At 73.1% G+C, this 22,705-nt stretch carries 21 protein-coding genes, 1 pseudogene and 1 riboswitch; of the genes and pseudogenes, 18 read left to right on the top strand and 4 right to left on the bottom strand.

Annotation, left to right across the window (positions count from 1 at the left end; translation table 11 throughout):
* The first annotated feature begins 190 nt into the window (after positions 1-190).
* The 6 genes from ACIQWA_RS04405 (at position 191) to ACIQWA_RS04380 (ending at position 6,715) form a co-directional block, all read left to right on the top strand.
* Entirely contained in the window at positions 191-3,382 is a 3,192-nt protein-coding gene (locus ACIQWA_RS04405; protein ID WP_402478010.1) for a nitrate- and nitrite sensing domain-containing protein, read from the top strand.
* The gene (locus ACIQWA_RS04400) at positions 3,379-3,798 is read left to right on the top strand and encodes a roadblock/LC7 domain-containing protein (protein ID WP_030283024.1); all 420 of its coding nucleotides are present in this window, start codon (positions 3,379-3,381) and stop codon (positions 3,796-3,798) included. The genes ACIQWA_RS04405 and ACIQWA_RS04400 overlap by 4 nt, the downstream gene beginning before the upstream one ends.
* Before the next feature lie 239 nt (positions 3,799-4,037).
* Complete coding sequence (locus ACIQWA_RS04395) at positions 4,038-4,442, top strand: DUF742 domain-containing protein (protein WP_402479647.1); 405 nt, start codon at positions 4,038-4,040, stop codon at positions 4,440-4,442.
* Positions 4,443-4,467: 25 nt separating this feature from the next.
* Positions 4,468-5,070, top strand: coding sequence for a GTP-binding protein (locus ACIQWA_RS04390; protein ID WP_402479645.1), 603 nt, complete (start codon positions 4,468-4,470; stop codon positions 5,068-5,070).
* Between the two features lie 239 nt (positions 5,071-5,309).
* Positions 5,310-5,477: a hypothetical protein gene (locus ACIQWA_RS04385; protein ID WP_360229726.1), complete on the top strand. Its 168-nt coding sequence runs from the start codon at positions 5,310-5,312 to the stop codon at positions 5,475-5,477.
* A gap of 374 nt (positions 5,478-5,851) precedes the next feature.
* Entirely contained in the window at positions 5,852-6,715 is an 864-nt protein-coding gene (locus ACIQWA_RS04380) for a winged helix-turn-helix domain-containing protein (protein WP_402478006.1), read from the top strand.
* 216 nt (positions 6,716-6,931) lie between these two features.
* On the opposite strand, the gene ACIQWA_RS04375 is transcribed toward ACIQWA_RS04380, so the two are convergent.
* A complete protein-coding gene (locus ACIQWA_RS04375) occupies positions 6,932-7,714 on the bottom strand; it encodes an IclR family transcriptional regulator (RefSeq protein ID WP_360229722.1) in 783 nt (260 codons plus the stop codon).
* Positions 7,715-8,262: 548 nt separating this feature from the next.
* On the opposite strand from ACIQWA_RS04375, the pseudogene ACIQWA_RS04370 reads away from it, so the two are divergent.
* The 3 genes and pseudogenes from ACIQWA_RS04370 to ACIQWA_RS04360 all read left to right on the top strand — a co-directional run.
* Positions 8,263-8,772, top strand: a pseudogene (locus ACIQWA_RS04370) (ABC transporter substrate-binding protein); the annotation flags it as partial.
* A 26-nt stretch (positions 8,773-8,798) separates the two neighbouring features.
* Entirely contained in the window at positions 8,799-9,440 is a 642-nt protein-coding gene (locus ACIQWA_RS04365; protein ID WP_402478002.1) for an ABC transporter substrate-binding protein, read from the top strand.
* A gap of 3 nt (positions 9,441-9,443) precedes the next feature.
* Positions 9,444-10,523 carry an LLM class flavin-dependent oxidoreductase gene (locus ACIQWA_RS04360; RefSeq protein ID WP_402477999.1) on the top strand — a complete coding sequence of 360 codons (1,080 nt, stop codon included), beginning with the start codon at positions 9,444-9,446 and terminating at the stop codon, positions 10,521-10,523.
* A 137-nt stretch (positions 10,524-10,660) separates the two neighbouring features.
* Here ACIQWA_RS04360 and ACIQWA_RS04355 read toward each other — a convergent pair whose 3' ends face one another.
* Positions 10,661-11,653: an aldo/keto reductase gene (locus tag ACIQWA_RS04355; protein WP_402477997.1), complete on the bottom strand. Its 993-nt coding sequence runs from the start codon at positions 11,651-11,653 to the stop codon at positions 10,661-10,663.
* Positions 11,654-12,154: 501 nt separating this feature from the next.
* Here ACIQWA_RS04355 and ACIQWA_RS04350 point away from each other — a divergent pair.
* The 6 genes from ACIQWA_RS04350 to ACIQWA_RS04325 all read left to right on the top strand — a co-directional run bounded on the left by ACIQWA_RS04350 (position 12,155) and on the right by ACIQWA_RS04325 (position 17,143).
* The gene (locus tag ACIQWA_RS04350; RefSeq protein ID WP_402477995.1) at positions 12,155-13,174 is read left to right on the top strand and encodes an LLM class flavin-dependent oxidoreductase; all 1,020 of its coding nucleotides are present in this window, start codon (positions 12,155-12,157) and stop codon (positions 13,172-13,174) included.
* Between the two features lie 295 nt (positions 13,175-13,469).
* Positions 13,470-14,036, top strand: a complete 567-nt coding sequence (locus ACIQWA_RS04345; RefSeq protein WP_402477992.1) for a TetR/AcrR family transcriptional regulator — start codon at positions 13,470-13,472, stop codon at positions 14,034-14,036.
* Positions 14,037-14,188: 152 nt separating this feature from the next.
* The gene (locus tag ACIQWA_RS04340) at positions 14,189-14,773 is read left to right on the top strand and encodes a DUF4865 family protein (RefSeq protein WP_402477990.1); all 585 of its coding nucleotides are present in this window, start codon (positions 14,189-14,191) and stop codon (positions 14,771-14,773) included.
* Positions 14,774-14,790: 17 nt separating this feature from the next.
* On the top strand, positions 14,791-15,414 hold the full coding sequence (locus tag ACIQWA_RS04335) for a carboxymuconolactone decarboxylase family protein (RefSeq protein ID WP_402477987.1): 624 nt from the start codon (positions 14,791-14,793) through the stop codon (positions 15,412-15,414).
* Entirely contained in the window at positions 15,411-16,361 is a 951-nt protein-coding gene (locus ACIQWA_RS04330; RefSeq protein ID WP_402477984.1) for a phosphotriesterase, read from the top strand. Before ACIQWA_RS04335 ends, ACIQWA_RS04330 begins: the two co-directional genes overlap by 4 nt.
* Before the next feature lie 125 nt (positions 16,362-16,486).
* A complete protein-coding gene (locus ACIQWA_RS04325; RefSeq protein WP_402477983.1) occupies positions 16,487-17,143 on the top strand; it encodes a Pr6Pr family membrane protein in 657 nt (218 codons plus the stop codon).
* Positions 17,144-17,265: 122 nt separating this feature from the next.
* On the opposite strand, the gene ACIQWA_RS04320 is transcribed toward ACIQWA_RS04325, so the two are convergent.
* Positions 17,266-18,030, bottom strand: a complete 765-nt coding sequence (locus tag ACIQWA_RS04320; RefSeq protein WP_402477980.1) for an SDR family NAD(P)-dependent oxidoreductase — start codon at positions 18,028-18,030, stop codon at positions 17,266-17,268.
* 137 nt (positions 18,031-18,167) lie between these two features.
* Here ACIQWA_RS04320 and ACIQWA_RS04315 point away from each other — a divergent pair, with 137 nt between their 5' ends.
* A complete protein-coding gene (locus ACIQWA_RS04315) occupies positions 18,168-18,794 on the top strand; it encodes a TetR/AcrR family transcriptional regulator (RefSeq protein ID WP_402477978.1) in 627 nt (208 codons plus the stop codon).
* 275 nt (positions 18,795-19,069) lie between these two features.
* Positions 19,070-20,230 (top strand): alpha/beta hydrolase-fold protein, encoded by a 1,161-nt coding sequence (locus tag ACIQWA_RS04310; RefSeq protein ID WP_360229691.1) that lies wholly within the window; start codon positions 19,070-19,072, stop codon positions 20,228-20,230.
* A gap of 121 nt (positions 20,231-20,351) precedes the next feature.
* Here ACIQWA_RS04310 and ACIQWA_RS04305 read toward each other — a convergent pair whose 3' ends face one another.
* Positions 20,352-20,687, bottom strand: a complete 336-nt coding sequence (locus tag ACIQWA_RS04305) for a MoaF-related domain-containing protein (RefSeq protein WP_360229689.1) — start codon at positions 20,685-20,687, stop codon at positions 20,352-20,354.
* A gap of 420 nt (positions 20,688-21,107) precedes the next feature.
* Positions 21,108-21,271, top strand: a riboswitch (cyclic di-AMP (ydaO/yuaA leader).
* A gap of 2 nt (positions 21,272-21,273) precedes the next feature.
* Between ACIQWA_RS04305 and ACIQWA_RS04300 the strand changes: the two genes are divergently transcribed.
* Positions 21,274-22,620: a hypothetical protein gene (locus tag ACIQWA_RS04300; RefSeq protein ID WP_402477975.1), complete on the top strand. Its 1,347-nt coding sequence runs from the start codon at positions 21,274-21,276 to the stop codon at positions 22,618-22,620.
* Positions 22,621-22,705: the final 85 nt, after the last annotated feature.

The raw sequence follows: 22,705 nt of genomic DNA, 5'->3' as shown, positions 1-22,705 counted from the left end.
CCGTCCCACCCGTGGCCCCTCGCGGTCACGCCCGCAGTTCCGACCCTGGTTCCCTCCCCGGTTCCAGTGCCGGTTCCAACCCCAGTTCCGCCCGCAGGTCCGCCCGCAGCTCCGCCCGTCACCCCCAGTACCCCGGAAGCCCTCCGAACCGCTCCCCGTCCGCGCCTGGCACTTCCCGACCGAGGACTCCATGCGTTTGCGCAGCAGCTCGATCCGCGCGAAGATCATCGCGCTGCTCCTGGTGCCCATCGTCGCGCTCGTCGCCCTGTGGGCGTACGCGACGCTCGCCGCCACCGGGGACGCCTGGAGCCAGTTGTCGATCAGCCGTACGTACAAGGAGTACGGGGCGGCGGTGGACCAGTACACCGGCGACCTGCAGAACGAGCGCCGCGCCGCCGTCCAGCACCTGGCCGACCCGAACTCGCCGGTCGCCCGGGACGGCTTCGAGCACGCCAGGGCGGCCACCGACCGCAGCCTCGCGGTGCTGCGGCAGAAGAAGGACACCGCCGGCGACCGGCTCTCCACCGGCCAGCGGGCCCGCCTGCTGCAGATCATCGCCGCCGCCGACCAGCTCGGCCCGCTCCGCGCCCAGGTCGGCCGACTGGCGCTCAACTGGGAGTTCGCCCTCGGACAGTACAGCGACCTGATCCGGCCGGTGTTCGGCTTCCGGTCCGCGTACGTCGCCCGGCAGAGCGGCCAACTCCCGCGCCAGGGCACCATCCTGATCGAGCTGGTGCGCGCCCGCGAGTACCTCTCCCAGGAGGACGCGGCGATGGAGGGCCTGCGCACCGGCGCGGCCCGGCCCACCGCCGAGCAGTACCAGGCCGCACTGGACGCCCTGCACAACCAGCAGGCCCTGTTCACCGTCTACATCGCCGAGCTGGAACCCGCCGACCAGGCCGACTACATCGCGCTGCGCGGCGGCGAGGCCTGGGGTGCGCTGGCCCGGGCCGAGGCGGACTTCGTCGGCGCCGGCGGCCCCGACCGGGTGGTCCAGGCGCTCAACGGCGACAACTGGCGGGAGACCGCCGACCGCTCGCTCGGCGACCTCTCCTCGATCAACTCCCGGATCACCGCCGGGATGGACGAACGCGGGCGCTCGGCCGCGATCGCGGCGCTGTGGCGCGGCGGCATCGCCGGTGCGATCGGCCTGGTCGCCGTCGTGCTGTCGGTGATGATCTCCTTCCGGATCGGGCGCGGCCTGGCCCGCGAGCTGATCAACCTGCGCAACGCGGCCAATGAACTCGCCAGCACCCGACTGCCGTCCGTCATGCTCCGGCTGCGTCGCGGCGAGCCGGTGGACGTCGCCGTCGAGGCGCCCGAACTGCGCTTCGGCCAGGCCGAGATCGGACAGGTCGGCCAGGCCATCAACGCGGTCCAGCGGGCCGCCGTGGAGGCCGCCGTCGAACAGGCCGAACTGCGCCGGGGCGTCGCGGCGGTGTTCGTCAACCTGGCCCGGCGCAGCCAGGTGCTGCTGCACCGGCAGCTCACCCTGCTCGACACCATGGAGCGCCGCACCGAGGACCCGGCGGAGCTGGAGGACCTCTTCAAGGTCGACCACCTCACCACCCGCATGCGCCGACACGCCGAGGGCCTGATCATCCTGGCCGGCGGCTCGCCCGGACGCGCCTGGCGCAAGCCGGTGCGGATGGTGGACGTGGTCCGCGCGGCGGTCGGTGAGGTCGAGGACTACGCCCGGGTGATCGTCCGGCCGTTCCCCGGCACCGGCCTGCTCGGCAGCGCCGTCGCCGACGTCACCCACCTGATCGCCGAACTGGTCGAGAACGCCGCGGTGTTCTCCCCGCCGACCACCCAAGTCACGGTTCAGGGTGAGGTGGTGGCGCACGGCTTCGCGCTGGAGATCGACGACCGCGGGCTCGGGCTGAGCGAACAGCTGCTCGCCGAGATCAACGAACGCATCACCGAGGAGCAGGAGTTCGACCTCGCCGACACCGACCGGCTGGGGCTGTTCGTGGTCAGCCGGCTCGCCCGGCGGCACGGCATCCGGGTCCACCTGCGGCCGTCCCCGTACGGGGGGACGACGGCAGTGGTGCTGATCCCGCGCGAACTGCTGGCGGAGGCGCCCGACGGGTTGCCGGAGCCGCCTGCGGCCGGGGGTGGCTCCGGCGGTGTCGCCGGCGGAGGACGACGGCCGGTGGGCCGGGCGGCCGGGCGTACGGGCGGGCGCACGCCCGGGCGGCGTGACCTGGTCGCGGTGCCCGACCCGGCCTCCGGTGGGGCGGCGGACCCGTCCGCGGAGCCGTCCGTGGCCCCGTCCGGGGGTGCTGCCGCGGCCCCCGATGCGGCCGCCGCTACGGCTACGGATCCGTCCACGGGCCGGTTCGCGAGTCCGGCGTCTGCCGGGGGAACGGGCGGGCGGCACCGGGTGACCGGTGGACCGCGGCCGTCCGTGCCCGAGGCCGGGCGTACGGCCAACGGGCTGCCGCGCCGGGCGGCACGGACCAAGGGCGGTCCGGTGCTGGTGCCCGCGCCGTCGTCGGACGTCGAGAGCGGGACGGGGACGGGGACGGGACGGCACCGGCGGGACGCGGCGCAGGCCGCGGTCGCCGCGGTGGACGCAGTGCCGGTGCATGCAGCGCCGGTGGACGCCGCTCCGGTCGACGCCGTGCCCGAGGATGCCGTGACCGGAGGTGCGGCCCCCGTCGCCGCCGCTCCGGCCGACGCCGCGCCCCGGACGCCGGGCGGGCTGCCCCGCCGGGTCCGGCAGGCGAACCTCGCGCCGCAGCTCAAGGAACTGGCGAAGGACCGCCTCCGCGGGGAGACCGGGGCCGCGGGCCGGGCCGGAGGAGTGCCGTCGGAGGCCGCCGACGTACGGGAGGCCGGCCGGGCCGCGGAGGTCCGGGAACGCTCGCCCGAGGAGGCCAGGGCCACCTTCGCCTCGTTCCAGCGCGGCTTCACCCGTGGCCGGGGCACCACTGCCCAGGCGGACCGTACGGCCCCGGCGGACCGTACCGCCCCAGGGGACCGTACGGCCGCGTCGGGCGCCCGGCCCGTCGCCGTGCCGCGCTGGCAGCCGCCGGACACCTCCCGGCGGGCGATCAGCCCCGCGCCCGCCCCGGCGGCGCTGCCCGCACCCGCGCCCGGGGACGCCGCCCGGGCGCCGCTCGCCCGCCGGATCCCGCCGGGCCAGCCGGTGCGGCGGAACCCTGCGGCCGTCCCGGCCGTACCACCAGTGACACCCTCAGTGCCCGTACCACCGGCAGGACCCGCCACACCGGCAGGACCCGTAGCACCGGCAGTGCCCGCTACGGCCGCAGTACCCGCAGTACCCGCAGGACCCGCTGCACCCTCAGGATCCGCAGGATCCGCAGCCCTCGCAGTGCCCGCACCACCCGCTCCAGCGGAAGGAACTGATTCATGACCACTTCGACGCAGCCGTCCGGGGACCTCAACTGGCTCCTGGACGACCTGGTGGGCCGGGTCGCGGCCCTGCGGCACGCGGTGATCCTCTCCAGCGACGGGCTGGCCACCGGCGCCTCGCGCGATCTCGACCGCGAGGACGCCGAGCACCTCGCCGCGGTCGCGGCCGGGTTCCACAGCCTGGCCAAGGGGGCCGGCGGGCACTTCAAGGTCGGCGGGGTCCGGCAGACGATGGTGGAACTGGACGAGGCCTTCCTGTTCATAACGGCCGCGGGCGACGGCAGCTGCCTGGCCGTGCTGAGCGAGGCCGAGGCGGACATCGGCCAGATCGCCTACGAGATGGCCCTGCTGGTCAAGCGGGTCGGCGAGCACATGGCCGCCGAGCCGCGCACCGAAACCGCCGCGCCGAGGGGCTGAGCGGTCCGATGGCGGATCCGATGGCGGACGGCTCGGTGACCCCGGAGGGCGCGGAGCCGGCGGGTGCGGCCCCGGACGGTGCCCGACCCGACGGCTCGGCCCCGGGCTCGGCCCGCGACGGCTCGGCCACGGACGGCGCGGGCCCCGACGGCTCGGTCTCCGACGGCTCGGCCTCCGACGGCTCGGTCTCCGACGGTGCGGGGCCGGAGCAGGACACCCCGGGCGGACCCGAGGTCGACCTGTTCCGGCCGCGCACCCCGGTCGACGACCGGTGGTTCGACGACGAGGCCGGACCGGTGGTGCGGCTCTACTCGATGACCAGGGGCCGCACCCGGCCGGTCGAGGAGGGGCTGTTCGACCTGATCTCGCTGGTCACCGCCAAGGAGCCCGGGCCGGAGGTGGGGGCCGTGCCCGCGCACGTCCTCGATCCGGAGCACCAGACCCTGCTGGCCTGGTGCCGCCACGAGCCGCTGTCCGTCGCCGAGCTCGGCTCCTACACCGACCTGCCGGTCAGCGTCGTGCGCGTCCTGCTCGGCGACCTCTACGACGCCGACCTGATCAGCGTCACCCGACCCGTTCCGCTCGCCGAGCTGCCGGACGAGCGCCTGCTGCGAGACGTGATCAATGGACTCCGTGCGCTCTGACCCCACCCCGCCGAGCACCGCTCCGATGCCCGCCGGGAGCGCCAACGACCCGCGCTGGCGCGGCGGTCCGGCCGCCGCGGTGAAGATCCTGGTGGCGGGCGGGTTCGGCGCGGGCAAGACCACCCTGGTCGGGGCGGTCAGCGAGATCCGGCCGCTGCGCACCGAGGAGGAGCTCAGCGAGCTGGGCCGCCCGCTGGACGACACCTCGGGGGTGGAGGCCAAGCGGACCACCACGGTGGCGATGGACTTCGGCCGGATCGACCTGCGGCCCGGCCTCGCGCTCTACCTGTTCGGGACCCCCGGGCAGGACCGGTTCTGGTTCGTCTGGGACGAGTTGGCGCGCGGCGCGCTCGGCGCCGTGGTGCTCGCGGACACCCGACGGCTGGCCGACTGCTTCCCCTCCGTCGACTTCTTCGAGCAGCGCGGCATCCCGTTCCTGGTCGCGGTCAACTGCTTCGACGGCACCGAGCGGTTCGCCCCGGAGGAGGTCCGGGACGCGCTGGACCTCGATCCGGGCATCCCGGTGGTGCTGTGCGACGCCCGGTTGCGGGAGGACGGCAAGGAACTGCTCGTGGCGCTGGTCGAGCACGCCGCCGAGCTCCGTCGGCGGGCCACGGCCCGGACCTGAGGCTCCGTGGGATCGGCCCTGGTCAGGGGCGCTTCGTGCACCCGACGTCTCATTCGGTGGTCCACATGTCGGACGAACGGTGTGCGGAAGGTTGCCTAGAAAGGCTTGGGCGTGGAAGGCTCTGTGGACGAAAGCCGTTCCGGCGCGCACCGGACCAGGGGTGTGTCGCCGCGCGGGCAACGAAGCGCGATGAACCGCAACGAAGCGCGGTGAGGCGCAACGAAGCGCAAGGTAGCGCGATGAAGCGCAAGCGCGTGGAGCGCGACGAGGCAGGACGAAGGGGGAGGGCAGCAGGGATGACCGTCGGCAAGCGACGCATCACCGCCGTGCCCGGCCCCGTCATGCCGGTGCTCACCGTCCGCCGCTACATCGACCACGCGCTGATCTGCAGCGCCTGTTGTCGCTGACCGGCTTCCTTCACTCCGGTACGTCCCCGGCACCCCAGGCCTGCACCCGGCCGCCGCCCGACGCACCACCGACCCCGTCGACCAGGCCGTAGCGGAACGCACGTCAGGAGCGCCCGCGGCCGACCGATCCGGCCCCGCCCCGCCCCGTCCCGCGGAGAGACCACCAGTGAACACCGTTCGCCCCAGCAACTCCCTCGAACCGTTCTGGCCGTCCCGGCAGCCACACCTGTTCGATCAGACGTGTCCGGGCTCGCCCAGCGCGTCCCGGCCCTCCGCCCGCTGAACCCGGTCCCCCGGTCCAGCTCCGGCAGTACGCCCGGTCGACGCGCAGACGACTCCACCCCGTCCGTCACGCGCGAAATGAGCGGCACACCATGTCTTCCTCCTCCACGGCCACCCTGCCCCTGCCCACCGCGACCCCGCACCTGCGCGCGGTCCGCTCCGTTCCTCCGACCTCCCTCCCTCCCGTCTCCGCCGTTCCCTCCGTCATCCCTTCCGTCGTCCCTTCTGTCGTCCCTTCTGTCGTCCCCTCCCTCCCGTCGGTCTCGCCCGTGGTCGGGCCGGTCCGTCCAGGGGGCGGCGCGGGTGCCGGTGCGGCCGGTGCCCCGGTCGTCGGCGGCACCCAGTCCTGGGCTGTCGCACCGCCGGCGCCCGCGTCGCTGCTCGCCGCGCTGCCGGAGGGGGCGGCCGTCGTCGCCACCCTGCCGCAGGGCGTGCTGCCGCAGGGACTGCTCGCCCAGTACGGCGCGCAGACCGGCGCGCCCGGCGGTCACCCGATGGTCGGCTACCTGGTGCTGGTGCCGGCCGAGAGCCCGGCGGCCGGGCCGGTCGGCCTGGCCGGGCACGCCGCTACGGGCACGCTGCCGGGCGGTGTCGGGACGGGCGGTTCGGGGACGGGCACCGCGGGGACGAGCGCAGCACCGGCCGCCGTCCGTCCGGTCCGGCCCGCCGGACGCGGCATCGCCGTCGACGCCGAGCGGCGCAACGCCTACGTCGACGGGCGGCTGCTCGACCTCACCTACCTGGAGTTCGAGCTGCTGGCCCACCTCACCGAGCACCCGCAGCGGGTGCACACCCGGGACCACCTGGTCTCGGCGGTCTGGGGCTACGGCCACGTCGGGGACGGTCGCACGGTGGACGTGCACGTCGCCCGGCTGCGCCGCAAGCTCGGCCCCGCCTACCGGGACTCGATCGTGACGGTGCGCCGGGTCGGGTACAAGTACACGCCGGTCAACTGAGCTGCCGCTCAGCCCTGTTCGGCCGTTGGCCGACCGTGTCCGACTCATGACCGTTGGCCCACTCATGACCGTTGGCCCACGGCCCACGGCCCACGGCCCTCGGCGCGAGGCCTCCCTGTGTCGCAGCGGGCCGTCCGTTCCTTTGCTGAACGGGCGGCCCGCTGCGGTGTGTTGGCGCGGCGTGGGCGGTGCGAGTCGAGTGGGTGCGTCTGCCGGTCAGGCCCGTTGGTCGGGTGGCAGGAGGAGGACGGAGAGGGCTTCGGCGCAGGTCCGGGCATGGGCCAGGAACCGGTCCAGCCGGTCGTCGGTGAGGTGCGCCGGGGTCGAGCGGACCGCGAGCGCGAACCGGGCCTGTCCGGCGGCGTCCAGTACGGGAACCGCGAGCGTCCGCACCCCGGCGGCGGACTCGCCGTCGTTGAGGGCGTGACCAGCCGCCCGTACCCGCGCCAACTCCTCTTCCAGGAGCGCCGGTTCGGTGATCGTACGGTCGGTGAAGGAGGGTAGCGGGCCGAGCGCGGACACCGCAGCCTCACCCGCGCGCGGCCAGGCGAGCAGGACCTTGCCGAGCGCGGTGGAATGCAGCGGTCGGCGCAGGCCGAGCCCGGTGTCCGGCCGGACCGAGCCGCCGACCAGGATGACGGCGTGCGGGCCGCTGCGGATCGCCAGGTCGGCGGTCGTTCCGGTGCGCCGGGAGAGCAGCTCCAGTTCGGGGCCCGCCAGGTGCAGTCCGCGCTGGTGGAAAGTGAGTTGGCCGAGTTCGGCGACCGCCGGGCCCAGCCGGTAGCGGGCCGTCTGATCGTCCTGCTCCAGGAACCCGGCGCTGACCAGCGTGCGGGCGAGCCGGTGCGCCGTGGAGACCGAGAGGTCCATCCGGCGGGCCAGGTCCGAGGCGCTGAGGTCGGGGCCGTTGTCGTGGAAGCAGTGCAGCAGCCCGAGCGCGCGCTGGACGGCCTGGGCGCCGGCCGGGGGGCTCTGGACGGCGGTGGCGGCCTCGGCCATGGCACCTCGCGTTCGGTTCGTGACTCCGGGCGGTGCGCCGGAGGGAGTCTCAGCGTAGGGCAGCGAGTGCTGCGGAGATGTGTCAACGACATTGCAATGGACTAGCGTTGATGAACAACTGGTCCCACCATGTGGCAAAGGCTTGCTTCCGGATCGGCCGGCGTGGAACGCTCCTCGCATCGCGCCGCCCGCTCCTCGGTACGGGCGGCGCATGATCGCCATGGCCATCGCCGTCATCATCGCCGTCCTACCTCGCCCGCGCTCGTTGCACCCGTGTGCCGCGACGCGTGGATTCCCGTGCGCCGGAACCGGAAGGAGCAGCGCCGTGACGTCCGACCGGTGTGTTCCCTCCTGTTGCTGTTGTCGCTGACGCTCCTCGTTTCCCCTGCTCCTGCTCCTGCGCCTGCTCCTGCGCCTTCGTGCGCCGTGCGGTGCGCGCTCTGCGCTCTGCTTTCCGCTCGCTGCTGCGCGCCCTGTCGCGCGGCAGTGGCGCACCCGAACTCCGATGTCTCCGACCGTCGTCGGACCCCCGAAGAGGACCACGCCCCGTGCCCAGTCGTTCGCCGAGTTCCTCCGCCGTTCCCGAAACCCTCTGGTTCACCCGCTGCCCGGTGCCCACCGCGACCGGCATCGCCGCCGATCAGGGGTGGCTGGCGCGGGAGTTCGCCGCCGACGGGATCGCCGTCCGCTCGCTCCAGGACGCCCCGCCGGAGGTGGCTGCCGACCACCACTACACCCACGCGCTCACCGGGCTCTTCCGCGAGGGCGGCAACGTCCCCGCGCTGTGGGCCCGTTCGCGTGGGGAGGCGACCAGACTGATCGGGCTGACCTGGATCGAGGAGCGGCAGGTCGTCCTGGTCCGGGCCGGGAGCGGCATCGACGAGCCCGGGCAGCTGAGCGGGCTGAGGCTGGCGGTGCCACATCATGGGATCGGCATCGACTTCTGGCGGGCCATGGCCCTGGCCGGCTTCCGGGGCGCCCTGGCGCTCGCGGGTTTCGGGCTGGAGGACGCCGAGCTGGTCGACGTGCCGGCCACGACCTGGTGTATGCGGTGGTCTCCGCGCCCCGCCCAGACCACGGCGCCTTGCTCGTCCTGGACGTCGGCCCGGTGCGTACGGTCGCCGACCTCAAGGGCGGCACCGTCGTGCTCGGCGTCGGCTCCTGGCAGACCCACCTGCTCGCCAAGACGCTTGACGCGCATGGGCTTTCGTACGGCGAGGACGTCACCCCGGCGCGGCCGGTGGCGGGGGACGATCAGGCCCGGAGGCTGCGCGAGGGCGAGATCGCAGGCTGGATCGCCCAGGGTGCCGAGCTCGCCGCGGCCCGTCGCGGTGGGGAGTTCCGCGAGCTGATCCGTACCGGGGACGTCATCACCGACCGCTCGGTCTTCTTCGCCCGCGGGGACTTCGCCACCGACCGCCCCGAGGTGGTCGCCGCGATCGCCACCGCGCTGCGCCGGGCGGACGCCTGGGTGGCCGCCCACCCGGCCGAGGCGGCCGCGATCGCGGCCCGGGAGCTGGGCGGAACGGCCGCTGACTGGCGTGCCGCGCTCGTCGCGCTGCCCTGGCAACTGGAGCCGGCCACCGACGCGTTCGTGGCCGAGCAGCAGGAGGCGGCGGACATCTTCCACCGGGTCGGCTTCATCGACCGCGCGCTGACCGTCGCCGACGCGCAACTGTCCGCTCTGGAGGCCCCGGTGGCCGCCGCACTCGGGAAGGACAGCTGAGCCGTGGCCTCCGAAGTCCTCTGGTACATCATCCCGTGCGAAGGGCACTACCCCTGGGAGCCCTCCGGCCGACGCCCGGTGGACCTGCGGTACCTGCAGCAACTCGCAGGCAGTGTCGAGCGCTTGGGCTACACCGGCGCACTGCTCGCCACCGACCTGTACGACGTCTGGGCCCTCGGCAGCGCGCTCGCCGCGGCCACCGGACCGGCCTTCAAACCGCTGCTGGCCGTACATCTCGGTCTGGTCTCGCCCACCCTGCTCGCCAAGATGGCGCTCAGCTCCGACCACCTGCACGGCGGGCGGCTGCGCTTCAACGTGGTCAACGGCTCCACCGCGCAGCTGCGCGAGTACGGCCTGGACGTCGAACACGACGACCGCTACCGTCTCAGCGCCGAGTACTGGTCGATCGTCAAGCGCCTCACGGCCGGCGAAGTCTTCGACCATGAGGGTGAGTTCTACCGGTTGAGGAACGCCGGTGCGAGCCTGCGCGAGCTCACCCCGGTGCAGCCCGGTGGCGTCCCGCTCTGGTTCGGCGGCAGTTCGCCGGCCGGTATCGAGATGGCCGCCCGGCACGTGGACGTCTACCTGACCTGGGGTGAGCCGCCGCACCTGCTCAAGGAGAAGCTCGACCTGGTCCGCGAGCGCGCCGCCGCGCACGGACGGAGCGTGCGGATCGGGCTGCGGCTGCACCTGATCGTTCGGGACACCGAGGAGGAGGCCTGGGCCGCCGCCGACCGGCTGCTGGATGTGACGAGCGAGGCGACGTACGCCCGGCAGCTGGGATCGGCCGAGGGGGAGGACGGCGTGGGCTGGCAGCGCCAGTTCCGCCAGCACGGCGGAAAGGTTCCGGCGTGTGCCCGGGAGCTGGAGGCCTACCCCAATCTCTGGCCGGGCATGAGTCTGTTCCGGCCCGGTCCGGGGACGGCGGTGGTCGGCTCGACGGCTCAGGTGGTCGAGCGGTTGAAGGAGTTCGAGGCGCTGGGCGTCGACACCTTCATCCTCTCCGGGAACCCGCTGCTCGAGGAGGCCCACCGGGTAGCAGAAACGGTTCTCCCGGCCTTGGGCATCGGCATCCGGCGCTGACCGCCGGCAGGTGGCGGATGACAGATGTCGACGAACAGATAACAGCTGACAGATTTCGAAATCTGTCAGCTGTTATCCGTCATCTGTCGCCCGTCACCGTCACGTGGCTTGGCCTGTGACCCCTGACCCGTTCCCCGTCACGCGCTCAGCCGGTCGATCTCCGCCAGCTGCTCCTCCGTCAGCGGCCCGCCGGCCAGTGCGTCGAGGTTCTGGTCGAGCTGGGCCACGCTGCTCGCACCGATGATCACCGAGACCACCCGCGGGTCCCGCAGCACCCAGCACAGGGCGAGCTGGGCCAGGGTCTGCCCGCGCTCCTCGGCGACCTTGTTCAGTGCCCGCAGCTGGTCCAGCTTCGACTCGGTCAGCACCTCCTCCTTCAGGAACTTCCCCACCGACATGCGCGAGCCGGCCGGGACCCGGCCCGACAGGTAGCGATCCGTCAGCAGTCCCTGGGCAAGGGGCGAATAGGCGATCAGGCTGGTCCGGGTGTCGCCCACCGCCTCCAGCACACCACCCTCCTCCACGTTCCGGTTGAGGATCGAGTAGGCCGACTGGTTCAGCAGCACCGGCGTCCCGAGTTCGCGCAGGATCGCCACCGCCTCCCGGTGCTGCTCCGCCGGGTAGTTGGAGATCGCCGCGTACAGGGCCTTGCCCGAGCGCACCGCGCTGTCCAGCGCCCCCATCGTCTCCTCGATCGGGGTGTCCGGGTCGTAGCGGTGCGAGTAGAAGACGTCGACGTAGTCCAGCCCCATCCGGCCCAGCGACTGGTCCAGGCTGGCCAGCAGGTACTTGCGGCTGCCGCCGTTTCCGTACGGGCCGGGCCACATGTCCCAGCCGGCCTTGGTGGCGATGAACAGTTCGTCGCGGTACGGCCGGAAGTCCTGCGCGAACAGGTAGCCGAAGTTGCGCTCCGCACTGCCGTACGGCGGTCCGTAGTTGTTCGCCAGGTCGAAGTGGGTGACGCCCCGGTCGAAGGCCCGGCGCAGCACGGCCCGCTGCACGTCCAGCGGCTGGGCGTCACCGAAGTTGTGCCAGAGCCCCAGTGAGACGGCGGGCAGCTGAACTCCGCTGCGGCCGGCCGTCCGGTAGGTCATCGAGGCATAGCGGTCATCCGCGGCGAGGTAGCTCATGCCGGACATCTTGCCAGTCGGCACCGCCCGATCAAGTCCCCGGGAGTGTCTTGCCCCGCCTTCCTCTGCTGCTTATCCTCGCGGAGGACCAGGTGGGGCAGCGCGGGGCCGGCTTCGGCCGCGTGCGGACGAGGCGGAGGGGGAGCGTGATGGCAGTCCGGACCGTAGCGGTCGAGGCCACCGTGACCGTCGTGCCCCGCTGTTGTCGCCGCCACCGCCGCAGCACCGTGCGCTGACGCCGCCCGCGGGCCGCCAGGCCCGCCCCGGTCCACCCCCGGTGCTGCCCGTCCGAGCGCAGCGCCGCGCGGCCGTGCCCCTGCCTCCGTACCCGCGCCTCCGCCGGTGCCACGCGCGCCGCACCATGCCGCGTCGTCACGGGCTCCCCGCATCGGTCCCGTACCCCGCGTCGGTCCGGTGCCCCGCGCGCCCCGCACCCGCAGCGCCCTGTACGGCCCAGCGCCGTTCCGTCGTCCGACCACCGAGCGCCCCAAGGAGACCGCCGTGCGGTTCACCGTCTCGTCCCTCGTCGCCAACACCCCCGATCCCGTCACCGGCATCCACCGCACCCCGCAGCAGAAGCTGTGGAACGTGGTCGACCAGGCCGTCCTCGCCGAGCAACTCGGTTACGACGGCTACGGGGTGGGGGAGCGGCACGGCGAACCGTTCCTCTCCCCGGCGCCGCCCGTGCTGCTGAGCGCGATCGCCGCCCGCACCAGCACCATCCGGCTGTTCACCACGGTGACGGTGCTGAGCATCCTGGACCCGGTCCGGGTCGCGGAGGACTACGCGATGCTCGACCAACTCTCCGGGGGCCGGATCGAGTTGATCATCGGCAAGGGCAACGACCCGCGTCACTTCGGGCTGTTCGGCCTCCCCGAGGAGCGCCAGTGGGAGGCGCTCGCCGAGAACTACGGCCTGCTGCACCGGCTCTGGCGGGAGGAGAAGGTGACGTGGCGGGGCTCGACCCGTCCGCCGCTCACGGAGGCGACCGTCTCGCCGCGTCCGCTCCAGGACCCGATCCCGGTCTGGCACGGCAGCGCGACCAGCACCCGCTCGACCGACCTCGCCGCCCGCTACGGCGATCCGCTGTTCTCCGCCAACTCCTTCCACCCGTTGGCCAAGTACCGCGCCCTGGTGGAGGACTACCGCGAGCGCTGGGAGCGCTACGGCCGCGACCCGAAGGAGGCCCGGGTGGGCGCGGGCTTCGGCGGACTGTACGTCGCCAGGCGCTCGCAGGACGCGGTGGAGGGCTTCCGGCCGTACTGGGACGCCATGGTCAACTCGGCAGCGGGCAAGCACAACAACTCGCCGTTCCGTTCACTGGAGGACGCGCTGGAGGAGGGTTCGGCCCTGGTCGGCAGCCCGCAGCAGGTGATCGAGAAGATCCACCGCTACCACGAGGCCTTCGGCAACGAGGTGGTCGGTATCGGGGTCGACGCGCTGACCGAGGATGTCCAGCGGGAGCAACTGGAGCTGTTCGCGGCCGAGGTGGCACCGGTGATCCGGCGCGAACTGCCCTGAGCGCCCGCCCGCGCGGGGCGCCGCGCACTCCCTGTGCGGCGTGACGCCCGACACCGTGCGTAACGTGACGCGCGCCACCTGGTCGGGCCGAATGCCCGTGGCCGGTGCGGGGGATGACGAACGGTCGAGGGGCCGTGGCCGCCGGGGGGCGGCGCACGGCCCTCGGTCTTTCCGTCTCCCTCCGCCGGCCGGCGCCCATCGACCCCACCGCCCTCGGCTCGCTTCGCCCCCGTTCCCGCTCTCGGTGTCCAAGAAGTCTCTTCCCTCTGTACCTACTGGTATGTACAGTGGACCCATGACCACCCAGGACCGCCTCATCGAGAGCACCCAGGCCCTCCTCTGGGAGCGCGGCTACGTCGGCACCAGTCCGAAGGCCATCCAGCAGCGCTCCGGCGTCGGCCAGGGCAGCATGTACCACCACTTCGACGGCAAGCCCGGCCTCGCCGCCGCCGCCCTGCGCCGCAGCGCCGAGCAGATGCGGAGCATCGCCGAGGCCGACCTCGCCGCCCCCGGTACCGCGTACGACCGGATCGCCGCCTACCTGCACCGCGACCGCGAGGTGCTGCGCGGCTGCCGGATCGGCCGGATGGCCCAGGACCCTGACGTGGTCGCGGACCCGCAGCTGCGCGCCCCGGTCGAGGAGACCTTCGACTGGCTGCGCGGCCGGATCGCCGAGCTGATCGCCGAGGGCCAGGCGCACGGCGAGTTCGCCGCCGGCCTCGACCCGGCGGACACCGCCGCGGCCGTGGTCGCCGTCGTCCAGGGCGGCTACGTCCTGGCCCGCGCCGCGGACAGTGCCGTCCCCTTCGAACAGGCCGTCCGCGGCGCCCTCGGCCTGTTGGCCACCCACCGCCGGGCCTGACGGGCGGCGACCCGCCCCTTCCGTTCACCGGCCGAGACCGTCCACCGAGCCCGTCTGCCGAGCCCGTCTGTCCACCGAGCCCGTCTGCCGAGCCAGCCAGCCGACGCTGCGACTCGACGGCCGCCACTCGCCCCCGACCCAGGGAGCCCGCCGTGCATGCCATGCAGTACGAGATCACCCTCCCCGCCGACTACGACATGGCCGTCATCCGTCGACGCGTGGCCGACAAGGGCCACCTGCTGGACGCCCACCCCGGCCTCGGCCTCAAGGCGTACCTGGTCCGCGAACGCGGCCAGGACGGCTCGCCGGTCAACCAGTACGCGCCGTTCTACCTCTGGCGCACGGCCGAAGGCATGAACCGGTTCCTGTGGGGCCCGGGCTTCCGCGGTCTGAGCGCAGACTTCGGCCGCCCGGTCGTCCGCCACTGGCTCGGCGCGGGCCTGGCCGAGGGCGCCCGGACGGAGGCTCCGAGCACCGCCACGCGCACGGTCGTCCGGCTCCCGGAGACCGCCGACCCGGCCGAGGCCGTCGAGCGGGCCCTCGCCGAGCTCCCTGCGCACCCGTCGCACCCCGCCCTGCACACCGCCGCCGTCGCCGTGGACCCGAGCCGCTGGGAACTGCTCAGCCTCGCCCTCTGGTCCGGCCCCGCCCCGGAGGACGCGCCCGGCACCCGCTTCCGGGTGCTGCACCTGTCCCGTCCCGAACTCGACCGGCTGCCGGTCGGCCGCCACTGGTGAAAGGCCCCCTCACCGTGATGCCCGCCACGAACCCCGCCACCGCCACCGCCCCGGCCAACGCCGCGACCCGGCCCTTCACCCGGGCCGATGCCACCCCGACCGACGCCGTCCCGACCGACGCCGTCCCGACCGATGCCACCCCGACCGACGCCGTCCCGACAGGCCTCGTCCCCGTCGACCTCACACCGGCGCCGCTCGACCGAGAAGCCGGCTACGCCCTGCTCGCCGAGCTCGCCGGCCCGGCCGCCGCCGGCACCCTCAGCGGTCTGGACGCGCTCGCCCCCGGCTTCGCCGACTGGATCGTCACCAGCCTCTTCGGTGGTACCTACCAGCGCCCCGGCCTCGCCCTGCGCGACCGCCAGATCGCCAACCTGGCCGCGCTCACCGCCGTCGGCGGGGTCGAGCCGCAGCTCGCCGACCACGTGCGCAACAGCCTGCGGATCGGGATGAGCCGCCAGGAGATCACCGAGGTGATCGTCCACCTGGCCCCGTACGTCGGCGTCCCCAAGGCCCTCGCCGGCCTCCGGGTGGCCACCGCCACCTTCGCGGAGTCCGCAGCCCCAACGCCCGCAGCCCCGCCGACCGCCGCCCCGACGGCCGACGCTCCTGTGACCGACACCCTGGCAGAGGACGCGGCATGACCGCCACCCGCACCGTACGGACCGTCCTGGGCGACCTCGCCCCCGGCGACCTGGGCGTCACCGACTCCCACGACCACCTCTTCATCCGCAGCCCCCTGCTCCCCGGCCAGGAGCTCGACGACCCGGTCGCCGCCGAGGCGGTGCTGCGCGAGTACGCCGCAGCCGGCGGCCACTCCTTCGTCCAGTGGACCCCGCGGGGCATGGGGCGTGGTGCGGGCGACCTCGCCGCGCTGTCCCGCGCGACCGGCGTCCACGTGGTCGCCGCCACCGGCGCGCACCAGGCGGTCCACTACCCCGAGGACCGGTTCCCCGCCGGTACCCCCGGCACGACCGGAGGCCCCGCCGCGTCGGCCGACCTCGCCGAGCACTTCGTCACCGAGCTCAGCACCGGGCTCCCCGGCGCTCGCGAGGGAGTCCGGGCCGGTCTGATCAAGATCGCCGACGACGCCGGCCCGCTGACCGGGCACACCCGCCGGACGATGGCCGCCGCGGCCGAGGCGTACCACGCCACCGGTGCCCCGATCGCCGTCCACCTCGAACCCGAGGGCGACCCGCACGGCGTCCTGCACCGGCTGCACGGGCGGCACGGCGTCGACCCCGACCGGATCATCCTCGGCCACCTCACCCGCTTCACCGACCGGTCGCTGCACCGCAGCCTCGCCGCCGAGGGGGCGTTCCTCGCCCTGGACAGTCCCGCACGGATCGGCCACCCCGCCGACCTCCAGGCCTTCGAGGTGATCGCCGACCTGGTCGAGGCGGGCCACGCCGAACGGCTGCTGCTCGGCGCCGACACCACCACCCGGACGGCCCGCGAGGTCGGCGGCCCCACCCGGCTGCTCACCGACCTCGCCCCGCGACTGGCCCGCACCTTCGGGCCCGAGCTGTGCGAGCTGCTGCTGGTCGCCAACCCGGCGGCGGCCCTGGCCACCGACTGGCGCAGCCCCTGAGGCCTCCTCTGAACGGCTCCTGAACCGGTCCTGGAACGCTCCCTCATGTGGCCGAGTCCGCCCGCCGGGGTTTGAATCCGAAGAGCCCCTGTCCGGACCACGCCCCAGAGAGGCGGTTCCCGACGATGAACTCGTGGCTCGCCCCCGCCCGGCTCGCCGTCGCGGCCTTCCTGGTCGTCGCGCTCTGCTTCTCCGGCTACCACGCGGCGACGGACGGCTCCGGGGTGGTGAACTTCCTCAGCTACTTCACCAACCTCGCCAACCTTGCCGGAGCGGCCGTCCTCGGCTACGGCGGCTGGGCCGGGCTGACCGGCCGCCGGCCCGTACCGGACACGGTGCGCGGCGCGGTGGTGCTCTACCTGGTGGTCACCGGGTTGGCGTACGGCACGCTGCTGGCGACGTACCCGGCGCCGCTGGTGATCCCTTGGGTGGACGACGTGGTCCACCGCGTGATGCCGCTGCTCGTGCTCGCCGACTGGCTGGTCGACCCGCCCGCCCGGCCCGTCCGGGCCCGGACGGTGCTCGGCTGGCTGGGGTTCCCACTGGTCTACCTGGCGTACGCGCTGCTCCGCGGCCACGCGGTCGGCTGGTACCCGTACCCGTTCCTCGACCCCGCCCGGCACGGCGGCTACCGCCGGATCGCGGGGGCGTGCTTCCTGCTGGCGGTGGCGTTCCTGCTGCTCGGGGCCGCGCTCGCGGCGGTCGGCAACGCCCTGGCCGCCCACCGCGACGCCCGGCAGGGCGTGGCCTCGAACGGTCGGCACGCCCGGGCTACCGGCTGACCGCTACCAGCTGACTGCGACCGGAAGCCTGAGGAGCCTGAGAAGCCTGAGAAGGAGGACGCCGACAGGGCCCGTGCCCGATGGGGGAGGGCACGGGCCCCGCCGGTGACCGGACCGGGGGCTCACATGTGGGTGCCGCCGTCGATCCGGAGCTCGGTGCCGGTGACGAAGGCGCCGTCGTCGGAGGCCAGCATGGCGATCACGCCGGCCACCGTGTCCGGGCCCGCGAAGCCGTGGCCGAGGGCGGGGGAGAGCTTGGCCAGCAGGCCGAAATCGGCGTCGGCGGGCAGGCCCGGATTGTTGGTCATGCCGCTGTCGATGCTGCCCGGAGCGACGCAGACCGCGCGCAGGCCCTGCTTCGAGTACTCCGAGGCGATCGCGTGGGTGAAGGACTGGATGCCGCCCTTGGTCGCGGCGTAGGCGGCCATGTAGGGGTGGGCGAAGCTCGCGGAGGTGGAGCTGAAGTTGACCACCACGCCCTTACCGGTGGCGAGCAGCGCGGGGAGCGCCTCGCGGGTCATCAGGAAGGTGCCGGTCAGGTTCACCGCGAGGAGCTTGTTCCAGAACTCCAGGGTGGTCTGGTGGGTGTGCGAGGAGCGGAGGATGCCGGCGGCGTTCACCAGGACGTCCAGACCGCCCAGGCCCGCGACGGCCTCGGCGACGCCCGCCACCACGGCGGCCTCGTCCGAGATGTCCAGGACCTGGATCGTCAGGCGGTCGGCGGTGCCCTCGGCGGCCGCGCGGTCCAGGGTCTTCTTCAGGCCGTCCTCGTTGACGTCGACGGCGACGACCTTCCCGCCCTCGGCGAGGATCCGGTGCACGGTCGCCTGGCCGATGCCAGAGCCGCCGCCGGTGATCAGGACGTTCCGTCCGCTGAAGCGCTCCATGGTGGTCCTCCTTCGTTCGTGGTCTCTCGACCTCAAGAGACACGGTACGTCCATGTGGCACGTTGTGCCAACAGGGCTTGATGTGCCACTCGGGCGCGATGTGTCGTGACCTTGATCGCTTGCGTACGCTGAGCCCTGTGACCGGACGCCCGACCCTGACCCAGCGCCGCCGTGACGCCACCCGGCTGGAGATCGCCCGTACCGCCGCCGCGCTCTTCGCCGAGCAGGGCGCCGAGGCGACCACCGCCGAGGAGATCGCCGCCGCCGCGGGCATCTCGCTGCGCACCTTCTACCGCTACTTCTCCGTCAAGGAGGACGCCGTCGCCCCGCTGCTGGCGGCCGGCGGGCAGCGCTGGATGGACCTGCTGGCCGAGAGCCCGGCGGACGTACCGCTGCGCGAGGCGTTGGAGCGCTCGGCCGTCGAGTCGCTCACCCCGGCCGACGACGCGGCCGTCGAGGCGATGCACTGGACCCGCGACCTGCTGCGCGACCCGCGGCTGGACGGCACCTGGCAGCGGGTCCATGCCGGGTCGGAGGAGCGGCTGCGGGGCGTGCTGGCCGCCCGCTGTCCGGACGGCGTCGATCCGCTGGAGGTCCGGCTGGCCGCGGCCGCGGCCACGGCGGCGATCCGGGTGGCCCTGGAGCAGTGGGCGGGCTCCGACGCGGCTGTCACCGGCCCCGGCTCCCCGCAGGACCTCGGTGCCCGCTGCATGCGCGAACTCACGGTGGGGCTGCGGCTGTGGGCTCAGCCGGCGGGGGAGTAGCGGGCCGGCGGCGAGCGGGCGAAAGCGAACAGACGGCCGCGAACAGGTGACAGCGAACAGCGAACAGATGACAGCGAACAACTTTCGAAATCTGTTATCTGTTATCTGAAAGTTGAACTCTGTCATCTGTTCGCGGCCTGCCCACAGCCCCCGATCAGCTTCCTCACAGCTCCCGCTAGGGTTGGTGCTCGCGCCCCGGTGGGGGAACCGGGGTGACCTCCTCGGATGTCCCTGAACGGAGGGGTGGGAGTTCGAGGCGTGGGAGCAACTGGAACATGGGTCTGACGAGCCACAAGGTGCTGGCACTGGCCGTGCTGATGGCGGTCGTGATGATGGTCGGCACGGTCTGGCTCTGGCCCAGACTCGCCCGGAAGAGCTGGCAGGCGGTGCTCGGCCGGATCGGCGCGCTGCTCGCCACCCAGCTGGCGGTGCTCGCCGCGCTCGGGCTGGTGGCGAACAACTACTTCGCCTTCTACAGCAGTTGGGACGACCTGATGGGCACGGGCAGCACCGGCCCGGTGGTCATCCACAACAAGGCGGACGCCTCCGGCCGACTGCTGGTCGAGACCATAGGCCAGGCCTCGGTCAAGGGCGGCGGCGCCATGGGCCGGGAGCCCAGCCAGTCCGGCGAGATCCGCAAGGTCCGGATCGACGGCAAGGAAAGCCGGCTGTCGACCGAGGGCTACGTCTACCTTCCGCCCCAGTACTTCCAGCCCGAGTACGCGCAGAAGCAGTTCCCGGCCGTGATCGTCAGCACCGGCTTCCCAGGAATCGCCGAGAACCTGATCACCCGCTTCAACTACCCGGGCGCCGCGCTCAAGCTGCTGCAGGAGGGCCGGATGCAGCCGACCGTCATGGTCCTGATGCGCCCCTCGCCCGCGCTGCCGCAGGACACCGAGTGCGAGGACATCCCCGGCGGCGCCCAGTCCGACACGTACTTCACCAAGGACGTCCCGTCGGCGATCCAGGCCAGCTACCGGGTCTCGACCGACCCGCAGGCCTGGGCCTTCATGGGCAACTCCACCGGCGGCTACTGCGCGCTCAAGCTGGCCATGCGCCACCCGGACGTCTTCCCGACCGCCGTGTCCCTCTCCGGGTACTACGAGGCGGCCGACGACCCGACCACCGGCGACCTCTTCGGCGGCAGCAAGCAGCGCCGCAACGAGGCCGACCTGATGTGGCGGTTGAAGAACCTGCCGCAGCCGAACGTCTCCGTGCTGCTGGCCGGCACCAAGAAGGGCGACGGCAACTACAAGCAGGACACCGAGGCGTTCATCGACGCCGCGAAGAGCCCGATGAAGGTCTCCTACAGCATGCTCGAGAACGGCGGCCACAACTTCGAGACCTGGAGCGCCCTGCTGCCGTCCTCGCTGGAGTGGCTGTCCCAGCACCTCAAGGTCCCGAACCAGCCGGGCCACCCGGGCCAGACCGTCTGACGGCGCCGCCCGCGGAACGCACAGGACACGCAGAACACACGGAACAGGGCAGAACACACACGGAACACACCGACCCCCCGGAAGCCGCGGCTCCCGGGGGGTCGGTCCGTTCCGGCGCCGGTCAGGCGACCCGCTCCAGCGTCCCGGTGTGCAACTGGCCGACCCGGCCGCCCTCGCCCTCGAAGGTCCAGAAGGCCCGTACGGTCAGCGCGTTGAGGTCCATCACGTGGCTGACGGTGATCCCGCTCTGTTCCGTCCAGCTGACGAAGTAGATCTCCGGTGCGACCTCGGCGACGTGCAGCCGCACGTCCTCCCACTGGCCCGCCGACTCACCGAGGCCCTCCCAGCGCAGCCGGGTGCCGTCGGCCGAGTAGGAGTTGCGGAAGGCCGCGCCGTTGTCGGCCCGGAAGACGTAGGTGCGGCCGGCGAAGGCGGGCAGGGGCGCGGGCGCGGTCATGGTGGGGCGGAACCTCTTCTCCGGAACGGGGGACGGGTCGTACGGCTCTGGTCGGTGCTCTTGTGCACCGTGGAAAATCCCAGGGCTCCAATTTATCCGACCGGGCGGATACGGGCGGCTCCACGCCACGGATGTCACGGTTCGGCGGTCACGGTACGGTCCGGCACCGTCGTACCGCGCACCGTGTGCGGCGGGCAGTGCGGCCGGCAGTGCGGGCGGGCCGGACGGGGGAACCGGGCGGCGTCGACTCCGGTGATCAACTCGGCCACCACGCAGCGTCGTTGATCGACACCACTGTGAGCTGTGCGACAACCGGCTTGATCAGGTTGTCCGTCCACGGACGGCCTGCCTAGCCTGCAGTCGTCGTCCGCCGTCGCGGACCCCGCCGCCGGGACGCCGAGTCCCGTCCACCCGCCGGCGAGTACCCGAGCACCACAGCGGACGGGAGCGGGGGAACCAAGGTCAGCGCCCGGCCCGTACGCACCAGCGTGCGGGTCGCGGCTAGGGGTGAAGCCGCTCCACAGGCGGCCGGGCAACTGCAGCCCGAATCCGACAGCTCACCTCGCAGGCGTCGCAGAGGATCCCCATGCACCAGCCTGCCCGGCGCCGTCGCGCGCCCCGCCACGCCCGTCCGTCCCACCGTGGCCGCAACGCCGCCCTCGCCACGACCGGGGCGCTCGCCATCACCGGTGCCGGCCTGCTCGGCCTGCCGTCCGTCTCCGGCGCCCAGGCCGCCACCGGCCCGACCGTCACCCAGGACCGGCTCGCCCCCGCCACCATGGTCGCCGGCAAGGCCGGCACCGCCTCGCTGGCCCTGCACTCCTCGTCCTGCTTCACCGCCAGGACCGTCGGCGTCGGCGTCCGTGACGCGCGCGGCACCAACCTGGACTTCCCGGGCAACGCGAGCAACGTGCAGATCTGCCCCGGCGGATTCAACTACACCAGCGCCGCCCGCACCCTGGCCGCCGGGACGTACACCCAGTTCGGCTTCTGGCAGGACCTCGGCGGCGCGTGGCACAACCTGCCCTCGCAGCAGCTGGTGGTCTCGGCCACGGGTACGCCCACGCCGGCCCCCTCCCCGACGGCGACCCCCACCGCGACCCCCACCGCGACCCCCACGGCGAAGCCGACCGCGACCCCCACGGCGACCCCCACCGCGACCCCGACCCAGACCCCGGCCCCGGCCCCGACCAGCACCCCGACCGCCACGGCCACCCCGACGACCCCGGCGCCGTCCTCCCCGATCGCGGGCAAGTCGCTGACCTGGTCCGACGAGTTCAACGGCCCGATCAACTGGGGCCAGCGCTGGGTCGGTGACAAGAGCACCTCGTACAAGTACGGGAACCACAACCCGGACGACAACAAGCTCGACTGGCTGAACAAGAACAACGTCACCGTCGGGAACGGCGTCGCCACGTTCACCGCCACCCCGGGCGGCCCCACCCTGGAGAACGGCAAGCAGTCCTGGAACACCGGCTTCCTGACCACCGAGGGCTCCGCCGAGGGCTTCCAGGTCAAGACCGGCGACTACGCCGAGACCCGGGTCAAGCTGCCCGCCGGCACCGGCGCCTGGCCCGCCCTGTGGACCTGGAAGAACGGCAACGGGGAGATCGACTCCTTCGAGTACCACCCCGACAACCCGAACCTGCTGGAGCTGACCAACCACGTCAACCCCGGCAACCCCGACTACTACACCGATGCGAGCGCCGTCGCCGCCGACCAGTGGGTGACCATCGGCACCTACTACGGCGCCAACTCGGTCGACTGGTACGTCAACGGCGTCAAGGTGTTCTCGGACGGCAAGGGCGTCGGGGCCAACTTCTCGGCGTACCTGATCCTCAACCTCTCGGTGAGCGCCGGCAAGTACCACCCGGCGCCGCAGGGGAACGCCCCGATCACCATGGCCGCCGACTACGTCCGCGTCTACCGGTGACCGCGTCTACCGGTAACCACTTGTACCGGTGACCACGTCCACCGGTGACCACCTGTACCGGTGACCACGTCCACCGGTAACCACG

Origin of the sequence: Kitasatospora sp. NPDC098652 (genome assembly GCF_044760155.1) — a bacterium.
Lineage (GTDB): Bacteria > Actinomycetota > Actinomycetes > Streptomycetales > Streptomycetaceae > Kitasatospora.
Note: the sequence above shows the minus strand (reverse complement) of the source record. Positions and strands in the feature narration are given on the sequence as shown.